We start from the raw sequence: 19351 nt of genomic DNA on the forward strand, positions 1-19351 counted from the left end.
AATATCAGGTTTTTTTAAATCGACAAATGGTGCTCAGACTTTCGCAATAAACAGGTCAATTATTGATACAATCATCAAGTCTAGAAACAATGTTCTTGAGGGCTTAAATTGCCTTGCTACATATATCCCTGATTAGTTACAAAAATCAATAAAATGAAGACTATAACGGTATTTATTAATCCGCTATTATTAGATAATAGCTCAATGAACAAACAAATGAGAAAACGAAAACAATTAGAACAACATTACAAACGAAAACGACAATGCAACACATAAGTCAAAACAACAATCAATATCAATCAAAATTGAAAATAGTATTTAAAGATATTAAAGATGCGATAGCTGGTTCTGAACAGGATTATACCAGTGGAAGTATGAAGAAAGCCATTTTTCTGCTTTCTATTCCTATGGTTCTTGAAATGATCATGGAATCGGTATTCGCTATTGTGGATATTTATTTTGTATCCAAAATCAGTACACAAGCTGTTACCACCGTAGGACTCACAGAGTCACTATTGGTTGCAGTTATTTTTACCATTGGAATGGGCTATGCTATGGCAACAACGGCTTTGATTTCCAGACGAGTTGGTGAAAAAAAATATGAAGAAGCCTCAAAAGTAGCTGTTCAAGCAATCATTCTTGGTGTAGTTACATCCATTGTTCTGGCAATACCAGGCGTATTTTATGCTTCTGATTTATTGCGAATAATGGGTGCAGAGAAGGATATAGTTGAGAACATGAGCACTTACACCGCCATTATGTTTGGTGGAAATGGAATCATCATGTTGCTATTTATTATCAATGCAGTATTTCGTGGTGCTGGCGATGCAGCAGTAGCCATGCGCGTACTCTGGCTTGCCAATGGAATCAATATTATTCTAGATCCTCTTTTAATTTTTGGAATAGGACCTTTCCCTAAATTAGGTGTTGAAGGAGCAGCAATAGCAACCACTATTGGCCGGGGATTAGCGGTTATCTACCAAATTTACCTGCTGTTTAATGGGAAGCATCGAATAAAACTGACTTTAGCAGCCTTTAAGGTAGATTTCTCAATTATTGGTCAATTAGTTAAGCTATCATTAGGAACAATTGGTCAGTATTTTATTGCTACAGCTAGTTGGCTTGGATTAGCACGAATACTTTCTACTTTTGGAAGCGATGTTTTTGCTGGTTATCAAATCGCTATCAGGGTATTTATATTCTCTTTGCTGCCATCTTGGGGAATTAGCAATGCTGCGGCTACATTAGTTGGACAAAATTTAGGAGCGAATAACCCTGACAGAGCTGAAAAAACAGTATGGATGGTAGCCAAAGTGAATATGATTACTATGGCTATAGTAATGGTGTTTTTCCTGACTATTCCAGAATTATTGATAAAAATGTTTACCACAGATGCCATAGTGGTAGCCAGTGGAAGTCAATGCTTGCGAATTATGGGGCTCGGCCTGATATTTTATGGCCTTGGAATGGTTATGATTAATTCATTTAATGGAGCAGGAGATACATTTACGCCTACATGGATAAATGTTATTGCTTTCTGGGCTATTGAGATTCCATTAGCTTGGTTTCTTGCACTGCATTCTGGCTTAAACGAAATAGGTGTATTTATTGCCATTGTTGTAGCTGAAACAGTAATGACAATTATTGCTTTGATGATATTTAGGCAAGGCAAGTGGAAATTGAAGAAAGTGTAATTATTTAACTCTGGCAGGGTTTTGAACCCTGTCAGAGTTTATAAGCTCGAGCAAAGCGAAAAAAAGTTATATTTATGCTATAAAAAAACAGGTCTATTTTCTTAACACATTCAATCTCTTTGCATCATATGTTGAAAAATACTGCAATCCTCATTATAAGCTTATCGTTCTACTTGTTCTCAATGAACTCCTTAGCGCAAGATTCTTGCAGTTCCCATACGGTTATGCTTTTTGTTAAAAATGCAAATCAGAAAAGCAGGATGATCATGGAGGAGGAAAAAGTTAAATATAAGTTAATTGGGAGCAAAGTAAAGGATAAAGGTCTTGTCGAATTAATTACCGACAGTTCTTTTATTATCAATGGGAAAGAAATACAATTCAATGAACTCAGTTCAATTGTTGAAATATACAAACTTCCTAGAGACGTTAATAGGGTATTAATATCTGCTGGAATTGCTCAAATTGTCATTGGTGCTTCAGGAATTGTATATAAACGGATTTTCAACAAATTAGATCCAAATGATGATTTAGATGGTTTTGTACTTGTTGCAATGATCACCTTGGGAATTCAAGATTTGTTTTATGCAGCCATACTAACGCCCTTCACTTTCAAACGTTTTGATCTAGAAAAGAAATGGACTGTAAACAAGGCACTTGTCTCTGAAAAACAATTGGTAGGCAAAAGAATAATCAGTGGCGTCATGTTTTAGAGTTCTTTTCTAAGCCTCAGCCTTCGCCTTCTTGTCTGACGAAGTTTTAACAAAGTCAGGAGCCTATTTTCCCAACCTCCAACATACAATCATGAAAAGCAGCCCCATGTCCCATGTCAGTCTCTCTTCCTTTGGAAAGCAAGTTGGGTGTCCCTCCTTCCTGTAGCCACCAACCATTGTAAATAGCAACGCAACCCAATCGCAGTCCAAAATCAAAACGAGCTTCAATTTCAAGACTTCCTCTATTGTTAAAAACCTTTACTAAATCACCTTTGGTAATATTTCTTTCTTGTGCATCATAGGGATTAATGGCAACAAAAGGTTTCTCATCAAATTGAGCGATTGACTTCAGGTTACCAAACTGCGAGTGAATTCTATTCTTTGTATTTGGTGTCAGCAGTTGCAAAGGAAATTCTGAGTTGCTCTCATTTTCAACTGTTTCTGTGTAGTCAGCTAAAGGATTAATTCCCCACATTTTCACTGCTTCTATCGAATAAAGTTCGATTTTTCCAGAAGGGGTTTTAAACTCCAAATCTGCAAATGCAACCTCTTCATGACCATTGGCTAGTTGGGGCCCTTGTTTCAATTTTTCCCAATTAATTTCTGGATGTTTTTTGAGAATGTTTTTCAACCAATTATCTATGCTCTCATCTGTCGGAGAGGGGATATTGGCTTCTATTAATACTTTATCAAAACCAAGCTTATAGGCTAATTCCCAATAGATTTCAGTCTCAGGTTTTACATCCGCTGGTGGCTCTGTCACTTTCTGCTTTAACTGGATGTATGGATTCCAGTATGAACCAATAATATCCGATTGTTCGAACATGTTTTTGGCAGGAAGAACAAGGTCAGCTTCTATAGCCGTATCTGTCATGAACTGATCAATAACTACCGTGAATTCCATTTTCCGAATGGCTTCTAAGACAGTATTCGTGTCCGGATTTTGAGCCACAGGATTTCCTCTTTCTACCCATAGCATTTTGAGTTCGGGATCAGTGGTTTTAAGCATATCTTCTCCCAATGAAGTCATGTTTATTACTCGCCTGAATGGTTTGTCATTTTCAGCATCAGGATAATAGGAGAGAGGTTCTTTCAAATCATCAAATACATAAGACTGAAGATTTGCATAATGGAAATTAGCTCCTGATTTCCCAATATTTCCAGTGATAATTTGTAATGCTAAAATGGTTCGAATGGTTTGACCTCCATTTGAAAATCGTTGCATGCCATATCCCGGAGCAATAGTCATAGGTTTTGTTGTTCCAATTTCTTCTGCAAGTTTCAGGATGAAATCTTCTTTGACTCCAGTAATTTCAACTGTTTTCTCAAGCGTAAAAGTCTGAACATGTGTTTTGAAATCTTCGAAACCGCGAACATGCTTTTCAATAAACTCATGATCAATCCAACCGTTTTCAATAAGAATATTGGCAATGCACAAAGCCAGAGCTGCATCCGTTCCTGGTTTGGGTTGAATGAGTAAATCAGATCTTTCAGCACTTTGTGTCTTGCGAGGATCAATAACGATTACTTTGGCTCCCTTCTCCTGTGCTTTCTCAACAAATATCATTTGCTGCACATTGGTTTCAGCCGGATTTTTTCCCCAGAAAATAATGAGTTTGGCTTGTTCTAAATCCCAGGGTGCATTATGCTTATTTTCCCCTAATGTCAATCGAACGGCCTCAAGGCCTGCTGGCCAGCACAGATTTCCATATTGCCTTGTACAACCACCAAACAATTTCCAAAAGTTACTGCTGACATCATTCAACATACCTGACATCCCACTTCCTGTCAGAAAAAAGATGCTATGATTTCCATATTTGTTTTTGAAGTAATTTAGCTTTTCAACCAAGAGGGAATACACTTCTTCCCAACTGATCTTTTCAAATTTTCCGGTTGTTTTATTTTTAAGTAGTGGATGAAGTAGCCTGTCAGGAGAATTGGCTCGTTCAACATAGCCCAAGCCTTTTATACAGACTCCTTCAGGAGTTGCTTTGTTTGCAGGATGTGGTTCAATATTAACAACTTTGCCATCTTCAACAATCACATAAAAGCTACAGGTGCTGTAACAGTTACGGGGGCAGGCGGTGGAGAATTTGTTTTTCAAAATAATGGATACTTTGCTCAAATATTCTTTGCAAAGTTGCATAAAATCAATTAATAATGCAGTCTTATTTGCTTTGTATGGCTTCAGATTTGCAACTTTCAAAAGTTGTCAAATCTTATATTTTTGAAAAAGGAAGGAATTATGTGCATTGTAAATGCAAGCTTTTTGGCAAATAAAGAAAAATATCTAATTTCTTTCCTCCGATCTGAGTCACTTTATGTGGAGCTAGATGAATTAGAATTTGATTTTAAGAATGATATTGTTCTATATCTCAGTGTCACACATTTGCTTTTGATAATATTTTTAAGGTTATGTTAGTGGAGACACTGAGGGGCTGGAGGGCAAATTCAGGTTTTCAAAAACAATTATGAGGGCATATCCTGAGCACGAATTAACCCTTGTAAATCCAACAAATTTTCAAGATTTTGTTTTGAGCTGAAAGAATGTAAGGCCTATTTTTCTCAGATTTGACAACTTTTTAAATTTGTCAAATCTGAAAATCGAATTAACTAATTGTCTAATTCAGCCAACTCCAGCCAACGATTCGATTTTTCATCTAGCTCTTTTTCAACTACTCCATAGCGTTCAACAAGTTCCACGGTTTTTTCTGCATCAGATGCATAGGATTCCATATCAGCTTCAAGCGTTTTCTTTTCCAATTCGAGTTGATCGATATCCTTTTCTAATTGCTGGTATTCAAGCTTTTCTTTATAGGTGAGTTTTTTCTTTTCTGTTGATTCTTGTTTTTGTGTAGTTGCTTTGTCCTTGGCTTTTTGTGCTTTATCGGTTTTAATTTGCTTTTGTCGCCAGGAGGTATAGCTCCCATGATAATCGGTAACCACCCCATCTCCTTTGAAAATAAAGAGATGATCTGTGAGTTTGTCCATGAAGTAACGATCGTGAGATACAACTATGAGGCATCCGGGGAAATTTGCTAAAAACTCTTCCAGCTTTTGTAAAGTTTCTAAATCAAGATCATTGGTTGGTTCATCAAAAATCAGGAAGTTTGGGTTTTTAATCAGGACTGTAAGCAGATAAAGCCTTCTTTTTTCGCCACCACTAAGTTTGGAAACAGGTGTTTGTTGCACTTTAGGAGGAAACATAAAATGCTCTAAAAACTGACTGGCAGAAATGGTATTGCCACTGGCTAATAGAAATACTTCGGCCTCATCTCTAACAATATCGAGTACTTTCTTTTCTTCATCAAATTGTAATCCTCCCTGCGTATAGTAACCATAAACAATTGTTTCTCCGGGATTTATTTCTCCAATGTCTACTTTTTCCTTTCCAGTAATAATATTGAGGAATGTACTTTTACCTACACCGTTTTTACCAACAATTCCTAGCCTATCGCCTTTCCTGAACGTATATTCAAAGCTTTTCAATATGACTAAATCACCATAGGATTTATCAACATTTTTCAGTTCCAGAATTTTGCCGCCTAAGCGAGACATTTTTGCATCAAGCTTAATTTCTTTTTTTATTTTTCCGCTTTTTGCTTTTTTCTCAATCTCATAAAAAGCATCTATACGCGATTTTGATTTTGTAGTTCGGGCTTTGGGCATGGTGCGCATCCATTCCAACTCTTTTTTAGCTTGTTTTCCTGCTTTGGCAATTTCAGTTACTATTTGTATTTCTCGTTCTTCTTTCTTTTTCAGATAGAAGCTATAATTTCCTTTGTGATGATATATTTTTTCATCTTCCATCTCGATGATATGTGTACATACATTATCCAGGAAATACCGATCGTGAGTAACCATGAAAAAAGTAATGCTTGATTGTGAGAGGTGTTTTTCCAGCCATTCAACCATTTCTACATCAAGGTGGTTTGTTGGCTCATCCAGTAACAATACATCTGGTGAATCGAGCAAAACCAAGCTCAAAGCCAATCTCTTTTTTTGACCTCCTGAAAGATTCCCAATTTTTTGTCCAAGTTCATTAATATTAAATTTACTCAGGACTTGCTTTAATCTTCTTTCGTAATCCCAGGCTTGGGCATTATCCATGGCATGAGATGCTTTTTCAAATTCCTCGTGAGTTTTGGAATTAAAATCGTTTGCCTGATTTTCAGCAGCTATTTCATATTCACGAATAATTCGCAAAGTATCAGAATTGGCCTCACGGATGAGTTCTTTGATGCTAATCTGCTCATTGAAAATAGGTTCTTGCTCCAGAAAGCCAATTTTAATTCCGTCCCGAACAGTTAGTTTACCATCATTCTGGACATCTTTACCTGCAATGATATTCAATAATGTTGACTTCCCTTTTCCATTGCTTGCAATTAAAGCAATTTTGTCTCCTTTGTCAAGGCCAAAACTGAGGTCTTCGAACAATGGCTGATCGCCAAATTGTACAAATAGGTTTTCTGCTGAAATGTAATTCATTTAGATTTTATCTTCAGGCAAAATTAGGATTAGTTTATATTTAAAGCATGGCCAATATTGACTTCAAGAAATTTATAAAATTATTTGTAATTACTATGGGCTGTAATTTGAACGAATACTTTCGCCAAATTAGAAGAATGGATTGCAATAATTAGTATATTTGTGACTAATAGCCAAATATGTTAATAATATAAATATGAAAATAGAAGAAACTGATCCTCAGCATTCTAAAGAAAATAGAAGGATGCGTGATGAGCTTGATAATCTTAAGGAAGAGCTTGAGATTCAAAAGCAGGTTTCATATAAAGCAGGAATTTTACAAGGAGATATCACCATTAAAACTTTACTTGAATCCTTGTCGGAAGCAGTTGTTATTATTGACTCTGATTCACGAATTATATTGGTTAATAGAATGGCTGAAATGATTTTTGGCTACAAGCAAAGTGAAGTTCTTGGAAGACAACTTTCGATTCTATTACCTTCAAAATATCATAATGCTCATGACAAACATGTAAATAAATACTATAGTGAGCCAGGTATCCGGCAGATGGGTAAAGGATTCGACCTTAGAGCCATACGAAAGAATGGGGAGGAATTTCCTGTCGAAATTGGTTTAAGTAGTCTTATGACAGACGCTGGAAGATTAGGTCTGGCATTTGTGTCTGATATTACGAAAAGGAAAGACATGGAGAATCAGTTGAAGAAACATAATAAAGAATTAGACGCTTTTGCGCGTAGTGTTGCTCACGATATGAACGATATTTTGAGTGGGGTTGTTGGATTTAGTGAACTTCTCAATGATGATAAACAAAATTTCACGGAAGAGGAAAGGAGTATTTTCCTAGGTGAAATTTCCACGAATAGCAGAAAACTAAGTAATATAGTAAGTGAATTGTTGCTTTTAGTGACAATAAGTAAAAAAGACGTTTCGACCAAGGAAATCGAAATGAAAGACATGATTAATGAAGTCATTAAACGATTAAACCACTTGATTGATGAAACGTCCTCCCAAATTAGAATAGCTGATCATATGGAGCCATGTTTGGGCTATCGAGCCTGGGTAGAAGAGGTTTGGTTTAACTTCTTAAGTAATGGCATTAAATACGGAGGAAATCCTCCGCTTATTGAGATTGGAAGTGAAAAAACAAATACAGGTTATGTTCGATATTGGTTACGTGATAATGGTCAAGGTATTGCTCCTGAACACTTGCCAAGTATTTTTGAAAAACCAGAAGAATTAGATCAACGAATAATTCGTGGCTATGGCCTAGGCTTATCAATCGTAAGACAAATATTAGAAAAACTAGATGGCTATGCTGAAGTAAAAAGTGAAGTGGGAAAGGGCAGTGAATTTAGTTTTTTCTTGCCTCAACTGAAATAAATTGAATCGCTAACATTATCAATCCGGACATCTTTAACTGCCGGTACTGCCTGTTTATTTGACTTTTCTGTTGAGCAACTAATTTGACAAATAGTACTTCTTGAAAGGTGTAATTTGTTTCAATAAATGTGAAATTCTTATTTTACAATAACCAACCTCTTTGTTTGAACCTGCCTGTTTACCGTTAAACTATAAAAGTATATACCTTCCTTAAGCCGTTCAGTGTTTAATGAAATAGAATGATAACCTTGCCCTTTGTATCCATTTTCAAGTGTTTGAATTTTTTTACCATTTGCATTGTAAAGATCAATGCCAACTAAATTGTTTTCGTTTAGGTAATATTTAATGGTGGTAATTTCTCTTACAGGATTCGGTTGATTTTGGTACAAAACATTTTGATCAGGTTTAATTTCTTGATAAGTTGTAGCGAGCAAAATACGAGTAACAGCATCATAATCTGGTGGAGGAATTTCTTCGTTAAAAGCAAAATCGCTTGCAACGCTATAAAACTTATAGGTATTTCCTTTTGACCCACTAAAAACTGCAAATGTATCTTTGCTAAATAGGAGCCAAGGATAGTAAGTTCCATTATTTTCAGAAACATAGATATTATAAAACTTTACTCCAGAAGTTGAATCAGACCCGTTCCAGCTAATCATAAATTCAGTAGCATGAGTTTGGTCGACTAATGTATTAACCTGACTAATAGGCAAATCCGTATCTATTTGGTTTTCCCATACCGGAGTTTCTATTTTTTCATTGTAATCGAAATAAATATCTGCACTATTTTTAATAATAGTTCCGCTTGCTAAGTTTTGCTTAAGTTTTATGGTAAATAATACATATCCTTCACCTTCTGGTGTTGACTTGTTTGGAGGGAGGAATCCAGCCAATGCATTTGTCGTATTAATCTGGCTGAAGTAATCAATTGAATGGAATGTCCAATCCAATATTCCCTCTTCATTATTAATGTCAAATGCATGTCGCAGAAAAACATGTGTGTCATTTGGGATATTCACATCATAGCTATATTCATTAATTCCGGGTAAAATATCATGATAATTATTCCCAAAGCCATAAGAAATAACTTGAAGTGAATTAATATCAAAGACATTGGTATCAATTTGATCAATAACCTTCACTGTTTTGGCAGGAGCTGTGGCATTTTTGTCGTTTTCAAACGTAATCATATACCTGAACTGCTCATTGCCTTTCACATAATAGTCGGAAGGACCATATTTTACATTGGGATCTCTGGCATAAACACCCGTAATCTTTTTCAATTTTAAAAGAAAACCTTTAACATATTTTGTTTTAGTTGTATCGGTTCCTCCTCCATTGAAAAAATAGCTCATCATGACACCAGCATCTTGATCGATTTTTGTTTGACTATCACATGCATAAAGCAATTTGCCAAAATATGTGGATTGAGAAAGAACCGGAGCTGTGGTTGGGAAATCAGGATCTAATAAATATTCATACAGTTCATCGGACAACTTATTGGCTTGCTCTTCCAAAGTAATAATATCCGTTTGTATGGATGTTCGTTTGCTTAAAGTGAAGAGATAATCTTTTGCATTAGTATTTATGATGAATTCTTTTGAGCGATTATCATTATAGCTATAAAGAGGTTGACCTATACAATAAGCCACATACCAATCATCAATTGGAACATTTAACGTAAGGTTAATTTTTCCTGTTGATTTTGGACCTAAATAAGGAATTATAAAGCCATAAACTTTGCTATTTGGTAAATATTCCTTGATTAAGGTATCGGATATAACAAATGTTTTAATTGAATCGAGCACTCCACTTGAGTCAGTTAAATAAAGATATTCATTTCCATAACTAAAGATAACCGTATCAGGAATGGCCATTGCCATAGGCACACCCAGAAAGCCTGCATTGGAATTGTTTCCATAAGATAGGATGTAATTGTAGGGGTGAAATGCCAATACTGTTTCGGGACCAAGCAAATCAATCCAAAAATCAGGTTTTTCAGCAGTTTCAACAAGCAATGCATTTCTTAAAGTTAAAACAGCTCCATTAGGAAGATAAACCATCACATTGTAGTATCCTGTATCTGCGTTGTTCAGGATTAAAATACCCTGGATGGAAGATGAGCCTACAACTAATGAATCTGGATAAAGGGTGTTGAAACCTTTTTTGAAACGAACCAAAGAACCTTTCTGAAAACCATAGCCATTGAGGTTGAATTTTAGAATATTGTAATTAGATGTTATTTCCGGATAAATGCTATGAATGCCAGGAACTAATAATTTATCGACTCCACTGTAATTAGCCAATCTGGAGTTTGATAAGCCTTCAATTTCGAGGAAATCGCCTCCAAGAAATAAATCGGATGAATCAATAAACATGGAATTAAATGTGCCATAGGATATCGGTAAATTAATTTTCAATAAACTTGAGTCAAATTTTGGTGAAATAATTTCAAGACGGCCAAATCCTTTATTCTTAACAAAATCGCCTATAGCCCATAAGTTTGAATCAAACACTTTGAGGTCTTTTATTGGAAATTCAGTTGACGTATTCCAATTTTCTCTTTCAAATGTGTTCAAGTTAATTTTATATAATGATTTATTATTTGGAGATAAAATACTTCCGCAATAAAGGTTTGAATCGAAAATACTAAAACCGACAGCATCATTTGAAATGGGAAGATCTGCTTCTTTTATTTTGTGTAAACACGCACCACTATTCACATCAAAAGATAAAATAGCATATGAAAAACCATCTGGCCACAGTAGAGAGCCGTTTATGATCAATTGATCTTCAAATGTTTCAATTGCTGTTATTTTTAGATTCGTTGCATTTCGTAAAGAATCATAATTCCAACTATTGTATTGAAAGTTTGATCGATTTAGACTGAATAAAGCAGGTCGGAAGAAACCATTTATTTTTTTAAAGCTACCACCGACAAAAATACTATTCTTGTTTGCATGGATTTTATGTACTTGTCCTCCTTCCAGATCCAAAGATGTATTTCCAATTATACTATTTTTGTGAGAAGACAGACCGCAAAAATAATCATGAGCTGAATTATTTACAGCGGTGAAACTACCGCCAATTAGTACGGTGTCTGAAATAAGTTCAATGTCGAAAATTTTCCCGTTGACTTTTGGCAACCAGGAGTCAATTTGGCCACTTGCTCTATCAATCCGGGCAAAGTTGCTACATCTTTTGCCATTTACGAAAGTAAAATCACCGGTACCCATAATGACACTATCCGAAATGGTTAAGATGTTGGGCATTTTATTAAAACCTGCATTCCAATTATTCAGTTTGCCATCGCTATGATTGATAGATGCCACATAACTGCGCTTAATTGTATCGAATAAGAATTCATTTTCTGACAAAAGGAAAAAGCGATCATTAGCTGAAATAATGCTGTTAACTTCATTGGCTGTTTCCTGAATTTTCCAATTGCTAAATTGTCCATTCAATTTGATAGCGGCTATATTTGATGCCAGACTATGATTAATGCTATCAAATCGACCAGCAATAACAAAATCATTGGAACGCCAACTTAAATCGTTCAACTCTCCTAATCCAATATGAATAGGTACTTTGTTAATAGTTGCTTGCTTTGTTGAAATGTAAACTAATGGTGATTGAACATGCATGAGGTAGTTAAAATCTCCGCTAATCATCATCTTGCCATAAGAAATGCTCATATCGTCAATTTGATTATCGGGTTTAATATCCCAATTTAGCAGCTTGCTATTGTGACGATTTATTGCTGCAACAAAGTTTCGGTGTGTATGATTTATTGAATCGAAATTCCCCGAAACAAATAGTGAATCGTAAGAATATGCAAAATTCCACTCCTTGTTTGTGGACTTGAAAGAAATGTCGGGCAACCTGAAATTACCAACATTAAATAATCGAAAGTTGTAAGCAGCAAGATCACAATATGACTTGCCATTGTGAGAAATACAGAAATCTCCTCCCATATATACAAAACTATCGCTACAAATTAATTCGTTTATTTTCGCATTAGCAGAGAAATTCAAGAAAATATTTTGGATCGCACCACTTTTATTGAAAGCTGCAAATGCTACCCTTGCCTGACTTGCAATACTTCCAAATTCGCCTGCAACAAAAAAACCATTTTTATAAGGTTTTATATCAAATACTGTATTATCTGCCCCGGGATTCCAGCTAGACAAATCGTTGGTTAGTAGGTTTATGGCTGCCAAATGATTTCTCACTTGTCCATTAACATATGTAAACCTTCCTCCGAAATATAGGATGTTGTTTTCAATATGAATTGCATAAACTGATGTATCAGGTTCCGGATTGAAATTGGTATCTATTTGGCCGTCAAAGAGGTTAAATCTCATCAAATTTTGATAGAGATTTCCATTATAATAGAGTTTAAAATCACCAGCCATATATAGATAATTACTATGGCTTAATAATTCACATTTATTGCTACTAAAGCTAATTTCTCTGCTTTGTACAAAAGAGGGATTCGATGTTAAGTCATTGCTTATATGACCTATATTATTCGTAAACACATTATCGAGATTTGAGAAATCTCCAGCCACATACCAACCGCCTTTTCCATCGGGGATGGATTTATATACTTTTTCTTCAGTTGGAAATCTGCGTAACAATAAATCCTTTTTCCCATTAGAGATAATGGCATTATTGAACGCTTCAATTCCAGCAATAAATAGATCATTTTTCCCAATAAACAGGCTGTCGTTTTTGCGATGCATGAAATTGGGTAACTCAGAGCAAGCAAAACTGGTCACATATTTCCCCGTATTTTTGCTAATAGCAGCCATGTTTTTTTGAAAATGCTCACCAATAAAAACGAAGGTTCCACTTGCATAAATTAAATCATCAATTTCCTCAATTAAAATTACCCGACCCGAAGGAGATGGGTTCCAGTGCTCATCAAACGCCCCTGTAACAGGATCAAGTCGGACTAAGTTTTTATAGGTATTTGAACCATAAACGTAAGTAAATTCACCTGCCAAGTACAAGTGTTTACCATCAAATAAAAGCTGTGTATAGTTCATGAAGTTTATAACAGGAGGCTTAAATCTACGATCAACACTGTTGTCGGATAAAATATGGGTTATGCCTTCCTGAGGGATTTTATTGGCATGTGTATAGTGTCCGGCAATGTACCATCCACCTTGACTATCAGAACAAACTGCATGAATTGTGGGATTATAACCCAGATCAGGCAATCCGGGAATTAGCCTATCATTATTTTCTGAAAAAGTGGCCAATCCACCTGCATTCACACCAATATAGTTAAACAATCCGCCTATATATATGAAAGAATCATTTCCTTCTATGTCATAAACATCTCCGCTTGTACTATAAAAATCAGCATTTAGCCTTTGACCCTGACTTGTTTTTGAAAAGGAAATAAAAGAAATAGTAATGACCAAAATTGCTAGGTACTTAAGTGTAGTGTTTTTTTGTGATTCCATCTTTCATGTATTTTTTGTATCTGGAAAAATGATATGCAAAATTAAATTTACTTCAAAAATGAAGTTGGACGCCAAGAAAAGAAAGCAATACGAACTAATGTATGTACTATAAAAGTAATGTTAAATTTACTTAAAGTTTAACAATATATTATTCCTTTTAAAATACTACCGAATGAACTCCTTCAGCAGCATACGCATTTGTGCCAATCATTCTAATATGAATAATAAAACCCATAATTCACAGGGGCTATGAACGAGATGTAAGAGAACGATTTTTTTACAATCGGCTTTACTGTTGATTTAGCATAACTGTTCTAATTGTAGTTTGATTTTGGTTGTATATTTTTATAAAATATAGAGAATGACTTAGTTCATTAAAGGTGCATTTAATTTGATTAGCTGATCCTACTTCATACTTAGCATTCACTTCTTTTCCAAATAGATCATATAAAGTAAGCTTATAATCAGCACTTAGGACTTCGTTAAATTGGATATAAAAGTATTGGTTAAAAGCTGGGTTTGGGTAAACAATAATGCGATTATCAGAATTTGGTTTATCAAATATGGAAGCAGCATCATTAACGGTGATGTAATCTACTTTGGTAGTGTCGTGTTTGCTGTTGAATGAAATTACTTCCAGCTTTACAGTGTATGTACCCTTTTGTTTAAATACGACATCAGGATTTTCAGTATTCTTATCTGTTTCGTGAACAAATTCAATTGTTTTAGGTGTAATACTCCATGTATATGTACTAAGAGGTAGAGCGTTTTTCGATTGATTTAATAAGCTAACAGTGTCTTTTGTATGGGGTTTTAGTTTTGAAGCTTTAAAATCTGCGACCACTGCTGTTGGATCGTACACATAGTGGTAGATGTCTCTATAATTGACTTCATTGGCTACAAATCCTATCATCGTTTCTGTTCCAATGACTTTAAGAATAGGGAATTTTTCTCCTTTTGCAAGCCATTTATATTCTACTGAATTATTAGGTATTCCAAAAGGCATCCCATTGTATGTTATTGTGTCATTTGAGTTGATTGTTGTCTTTATTCTGATACAATCAAAGACTCCATAAGGAGTGGTTATTTTTCCCCATCCATCTACTTCGTTAATCCGGTATCCTGATGTTGAATAGGTAACCAAAGTAGCCAGATTAAAATTGAAATGAAAGGTAGTTGAGTCTCTGTCCCCATAATCTAATGGAAACTGATACACTTCGTCTTCGTCTTTATCAGAAAAATCAGATGCCAAGGGAAATCCACTAAAAGTGATGCCCATTCCTATTCGCTTATAAACGCTTGATGTATTGTCATAAAAATCATACACATTGGTAAGCTGAATAACACCTAAGTTCAATGCTTCTGTAACCAATAAACCAAATTTTGTTGCACCAAAGAAGTACAACATATAAGCTGTTTTTGACGATGGAACATATTCATTAAGTTGCTGTTTATGAGCCTTCAAATTGCTATAATCCCAAGTATAATTTGCTCCACTGGAATCAATATTTGTAATTGAGATTGGGTCAGCAATGCTGTATCTTGCTGTATCGTTTGGTTTTGGAAGGTCAGATGAAGTAATTGTTATTTGAGCAGAAACCTGCAAACTGAATATTGCTATGATGACAAATATAAAAATCCGTGATTTCATGAACTACATATTTATAATTGATAAGCTGATACCAAAGATACTAAATACTTTTCTGCATTTTTTGCTATTAATTGAAATATTATCTGGAAGACAACATGAAGTGATTTTGAGCTGCTCTTCCTATTTGAAAAGATTGAAATATTTAAAACTCTTTCCAATTCCAATTCCTCCCCATGGAAATAGATTACCTGAATCATCAACAATTAGTAAGGCTCCAGCCCTAATAAAAAGGCCTTCACGAGCAATTTGATATCGATATCCTAACCGGTAGGAGATTGAGTGTCCGGGAGGCAAGTTATTAGCATAAAAATAAGGACAGTAACCAAAAGAAGTTTCTAAATGGTGCTGACGTTTACCGAATAGGAAATTAATTTCCAATGGAATACGTGGAGACAGATGCCAATTATCTTTATATAGTTTTGGGATTGAGAATGTATTTAGTGAAGCCCCTATTCGATAACTCATTTTAAAACTTTTTGAAATATAAAAGAGTTTGTCGTAATTGAAAGAGTAATATGCCGAGTTTCCTCCCAGTTCTATAAAAAAACTGTTGGTTGCTACCTTCTTGGTTTTGTTACCATAGAAACGAATTATATCCTGGGCAGAAATCGAATAGCAAATGCAAAAAAGTCCGAGAAAGAATATGCCTTTTTTCATTCGATTTGAGTTAATAAAGAATGCTGTCGACAATGGTTTTAAAGCGATCGACACTTACATAATCAAAATTCATTTCTATAAACGGAATATTTTTAATGCTGTCATTCAATACACCGCACATAAGCTTATTGTTTAGGCTTGAAATACCTAAAAGTGTTACACGTATTTCAGAGGGTATATTCTCGAAATAAAAGGAGGTGTCATTATATGGAAATATCAACATTGAGTTTTGTTCATTTATGATCAAGAATAAACTCGAACTATCAAAATCTATATTTTGAATTGGCTTTATACAATAGTTAATTTTTGGTGTATTATATTTCATTAATTTGTCAATATTAATCCAGCCAAAACTACTTTGAATTTTAATGATATAGTTATAAGGGAAGATAGTGTCATAATCTATTGTCCAGCTGCTATCCGGGAAATTCCAACTAAAATCAACTCCTGTAGAATCAGAGTTGCTTGAAAATAATTCCATATCAAAATCAATTGAATCAGTTGGAACAATAAATTCAATTGGTTTTAAAGCAATAAGTTGGTTGCCATTTGAAGTGGCATTGAAATACAAAACACCTCCAGAAATCAGAATCTGACCATTAATAATAGTTGGTGTATTTTGAATGAAAATATCTTTCTTTGATGTTGCTTCGATTAATTCAATCTTGATGTTTGTGGTAACCGGATTCCCGTTTAAATCAACAAAAGCATTTGCAGGTATGTTTACTTTGGTGCCATTGGTTCCTGTGTAGTTTATTTCAGTAGCATTGTTAAATACACCTGTCTGGGGAGGCTTTTTCAAATCTTCTAAAACATCAGCAGCTACATCTTTATCCTTGTACGGACCAGGTTTAAATAGATTATTTCCCTTGTCACAGTTAATAAACAAAATTGAGAGGACGAATAAAAAAGTACTGAAAACAAGTGAAAACTGAAGAAATTGGAATTTGGTTTTTTTAAGATTTTTCATAGAAATAGCGTTTTTATAATAAGAGCGTTTAATCCGAATTGCAAATCGAATTGATGACTATAAAACTAAACGTAAGGTTGCCTGAAATTATTATATATGTTGGATAGTTTGAATTATCAATTTTTATTTGATTTTCTCATTCAAGCGAATTTGGTATTTTTGCCAACTCATAAACAAAATGTATATTATGAAATATCAAATAGTTAAATCTTTCTTTTTTTCCCTTGTTTTCTTTTTATCCTTACAAAATGCTCAATCACAAGTTGATAAAAGTGATTGGATAGGAAATTATCCTGAAGGATGCACCTCGATTACAGTTGGGAAGAATGCCTCAGATGATGGTTCCGTGTTAACATCACATACGGATGATAGCCATAAAACCCGCTCTTGGATGGATATTGAAAAAGCAAAGGATCATAAGTCAGGGACCATGAAGCCCATGTATAAAAGAGTAACTTCTGACAAATACGCCATGCCTAAATACGATCATCAGGAAATTGGGCGTATTCCAGAGGTTGAACACACTTATGGATATATTAATACAGCCTATGCTTGTATGAATGAACTCCAATTGGCCATGGGAGAATCTACTTTTGGTGGTCGTGAAGAATTGCAATCTGACAATGGACTTATCGACTGCCAACGTTTGTGCATACTCATGCTGGAACGAACCAAAACAGTTCGAGAAGCAATTAAACTTGCTGATGAGCTCACAAAAAAATATGGTTGGAATGATGCAGGAGAGTGCCTGACTATTGCCGATAAAAACGAAGTCTGGCATTTTGAGATTTTAGGCCCGGGTAAAGGTAAAACAGGAGCTGTTTGGGTTGCACAGCGAGTTCCTGATGAACATATTTCCATTAATGCCAATGCCAGTACCATAAAGGAAATTGATTTGTCGAATCCAGATTTTTTTATGGCATCTGAAAATATATTTGATGTTGCAAAAGAAAATGGTTGGTGGAAAGAAGGAGAAACTTTTCAATTTTGTTATGTATTTGCACCAGAAAGCAGATTGTCAGTTGCAGCCAGAAGAAGGGAATGGCGCGTGTTTGATCTATTGGCTCCATCCTTAAAATTAAGTCCCACATCACAGGATTACCCATTCTCAATCAAGCCTGATAAAAAAGTATCAAAAGCAGATTTGGTAAGGGTTTTTAAAGATTATTACGAGGGCACTCCTTATGATATGACCCGACTGATAACAAGCACAGATAAAGAAGGCAAAACTATTGTCTCTCCATTGGCGAATCCACAAATGCCTTATGACCAATTAGAACTAAATCATGTTCAGGGAGGTTGGTTTCATGTCGATGAAAAAACAGGGCACATCCAATTTTTGGGAGAGCGTACCATTGCACGCTGGTATACGATGTATGCCACGATTATTCAATGTCGCGAATGGTTAGCCGATGAGGTTGGTGGAGTTGTTTGGTTAGCACAGGATAATGTTGCTAATTCAATTTATATTCCAGTGTATTCGAATACGACCAAATTGCCTACATCATATTCAACACCCGGTCGAACCAATGGTTTTACTCGTGAATCAGCCTGGTGGGCATTTAATCGCTTAGGAACTATGGCTGCTCAGCGATGGGGTGATATGCGTCATGATTTAGATGCCGTTTGGATTCCCTTGCAAACAGAAATGTTTGAGAATCAAAAAAGTATAGAAGAACAAGCATTGGCTATTAAAAGTAAAAAGAAAAGGATTGAATATCTTACTAATTACACCAATGAATGGGGAAATAAAGTGGTAGCCAAGGCTTGGGAATTAGGTGATTTTCTGTGGACGAAATATGATGAGAAGTTTTAACGTGCTCCCAACTTCACTTTGAATTTCAAAAATGGGATTAGAGAGTGAGAAATAGAACATAATCCTGTCATAAGTTTACATTTTGTGTAAACCTATTTTAGGACTAGACAAACTCACCCTTGCTTCTGCTGAAGCTCCAGCGAAAGCAAGGGTGAGTTAAATTCTCATCTCCAATCCTATTCATGAAACTTCAATATCTTATCTTTGCCAATTCAATTTTTATCCATTTCCAATTTAATTTAAAGTTTTACTGATGACATCAAAGGATATCTATTCCATAAGTCCAACAGGAGAGAAGTTTGCATTACCACACCAAAGTGAATATGCTGCTGAGTATGATCGATTAAAAAAACTAGCTGAACAAGCAAAAAACGAAGGAAAAGAAGTTGTTGTCGTTCTTGGGGTTGGCTTTGTTGGTGCTGTTATGGCATCAGTTGTTGCTGATACAGTAGATGAAAATGGAAAACCTAGCAAATTTGTCATCGGTTGTGACTTGCCAGGTCCTGGAAG

11 protein-coding genes are annotated in these 19351 nt (G+C 35.1%); 5 read left to right on the forward strand and 6 right to left on the reverse strand.

Going from position 1 to position 19351, the window contains the following annotated elements; translation table 11 throughout:
• The first annotated feature begins 263 nt into the window (after nt 1-263).
• Together HOG71_14600 and HOG71_14605 are read left to right on the forward strand one after the other, a co-directional pair.
• On the forward strand, nt 264-1694 hold the full coding sequence (locus HOG71_14600) for an MATE family efflux transporter (GenBank protein MBT5992078.1): 1431 nt from the start codon (nt 264-266) through the stop codon (nt 1692-1694).
• Between the two features lie 182 nt (nt 1695-1876).
• A complete protein-coding gene (locus HOG71_14605; protein MBT5992079.1) occupies nt 1877-2404 on the forward strand; it encodes a hypothetical protein in 528 nt (175 codons plus the stop codon).
• A gap of 55 nt (nt 2405-2459) precedes the next feature.
• Here HOG71_14605 and HOG71_14610 read toward each other — a convergent pair whose 3' ends face one another.
• On the reverse strand, nt 2460-4610 hold the full coding sequence (locus tag HOG71_14610; protein MBT5992080.1) for a molybdopterin-dependent oxidoreductase: 2151 nt from the start codon (nt 4608-4610) through the stop codon (nt 2460-2462).
• 407 nt (nt 4611-5017) lie between these two features.
• A complete protein-coding gene (locus HOG71_14615) occupies nt 5018-6892 on the reverse strand; it encodes an ABC-F family ATP-binding cassette domain-containing protein (GenBank protein MBT5992081.1) in 1875 nt (624 codons plus the stop codon).
• 196 nt (nt 6893-7088) lie between these two features.
• Between HOG71_14615 and HOG71_14620 the strand changes: the two genes are divergently transcribed.
• The gene (locus HOG71_14620; GenBank protein ID MBT5992082.1) at nt 7089-8273 is read left to right on the forward strand and encodes a PAS domain S-box protein; all 1185 of its coding nucleotides are present in this window, start codon (nt 7089-7091) and stop codon (nt 8271-8273) included.
• Between the two features lie 137 nt (nt 8274-8410).
• On the opposite strand, the gene HOG71_14625 is transcribed toward HOG71_14620, so the two are convergent.
• The 4 genes from HOG71_14625 to HOG71_14640 form a co-directional block, all read right to left on the reverse strand.
• Nucleotides 8411-13747, reverse strand: coding sequence for a T9SS type A sorting domain-containing protein (locus HOG71_14625; GenBank protein ID MBT5992083.1), 5337 nt, complete (start codon nt 13745-13747; stop codon nt 8411-8413).
• Between the two features lie 289 nt (nt 13748-14036).
• Nucleotides 14037-15398 (reverse strand): T9SS type A sorting domain-containing protein, encoded by a 1362-nt coding sequence (locus HOG71_14630; GenBank protein ID MBT5992084.1) that lies wholly within the window; start codon nt 15396-15398, stop codon nt 14037-14039.
• Between the two features lie 120 nt (nt 15399-15518).
• Nucleotides 15519-16055 carry a hypothetical protein gene (locus tag HOG71_14635; GenBank protein ID MBT5992085.1) on the reverse strand — a complete coding sequence of 179 codons (537 nt, stop codon included), beginning with the start codon at nt 16053-16055 and terminating at the stop codon, nt 15519-15521.
• Nucleotides 16056-16065: 10 nt separating this feature from the next.
• Nucleotides 16066-17025 (reverse strand): hypothetical protein, encoded by a 960-nt coding sequence (locus HOG71_14640; GenBank protein ID MBT5992086.1) that lies wholly within the window; start codon nt 17023-17025, stop codon nt 16066-16068.
• 187 nt (nt 17026-17212) lie between these two features.
• Here HOG71_14640 and HOG71_14645 point away from each other — a divergent pair, with 187 nt between their 5' ends.
• Both HOG71_14645 and HOG71_14650 read left to right on the forward strand, forming a co-directional pair.
• Nucleotides 17213-18841: a peptidase C69 gene (locus HOG71_14645; GenBank protein ID MBT5992087.1), complete on the forward strand. Its 1629-nt coding sequence runs from the start codon at nt 17213-17215 to the stop codon at nt 18839-18841.
• Nucleotides 18842-19094: 253 nt separating this feature from the next.
• On the forward strand, nt 19095-19351 hold a 257-nt coding region (locus HOG71_14650), incomplete at its 3' end, for a GDP-mannose dehydrogenase (protein ID MBT5992088.1).

Source organism: Bacteroidota bacterium, assembly GCA_018698135.1.
Lineage (GTDB): Bacteria > Bacteroidota > Bacteroidia > CAILMK01 > JAAYUY01 > JABINZ01.

What these genes read in the sequence shown, in the direction of transcription:
- HOG71_14645 (MBT5992087.1), top strand. Translation starts at nt 17,213, where the DNA reads ATGAAATATCAAATAGTTAAATCTTTCTTTTTTTCCCTTGTTTTCTTT.
- HOG71_14620 (MBT5992082.1), top strand. Translation starts at nt 7,089, where the DNA reads ATGAAAATAGAAGAAACTGATCCTCAGCATTCTAAAGAAAATAGAAGG.
- HOG71_14635 (MBT5992085.1), bottom strand. Translation starts at nt 16,055, where the DNA reads ATGAAAAAAGGCATATTCTTTCTCGGACTTTTTTGCATTTGCTATTCG.
- HOG71_14640 (MBT5992086.1), bottom strand. Translation starts at nt 17,025, where the DNA reads ATGAAAAATCTTAAAAAAACCAAATTCCAATTTCTTCAGTTTTCACTT.
- HOG71_14630 (MBT5992084.1), bottom strand. Translation starts at nt 15,398, where the DNA reads ATGAAATCACGGATTTTTATATTTGTCATCATAGCAATATTCAGTTTG.
- HOG71_14605 (MBT5992079.1), top strand. Translation starts at nt 1,877, where the DNA reads ATGAACTCCTTAGCGCAAGATTCTTGCAGTTCCCATACGGTTATGCTT.
- HOG71_14615 (MBT5992081.1), bottom strand. Translation starts at nt 6,892, where the DNA reads ATGAATTACATTTCAGCAGAAAACCTATTTGTACAATTTGGCGATCAG.
- HOG71_14625 (MBT5992083.1), bottom strand. Translation starts at nt 13,747, where the DNA reads ATGGAATCACAAAAAAACACTACACTTAAGTACCTAGCAATTTTGGTC.
- HOG71_14600 (MBT5992078.1), top strand. Translation starts at nt 264, where the DNA reads ATGCAACACATAAGTCAAAACAACAATCAATATCAATCAAAATTGAAA.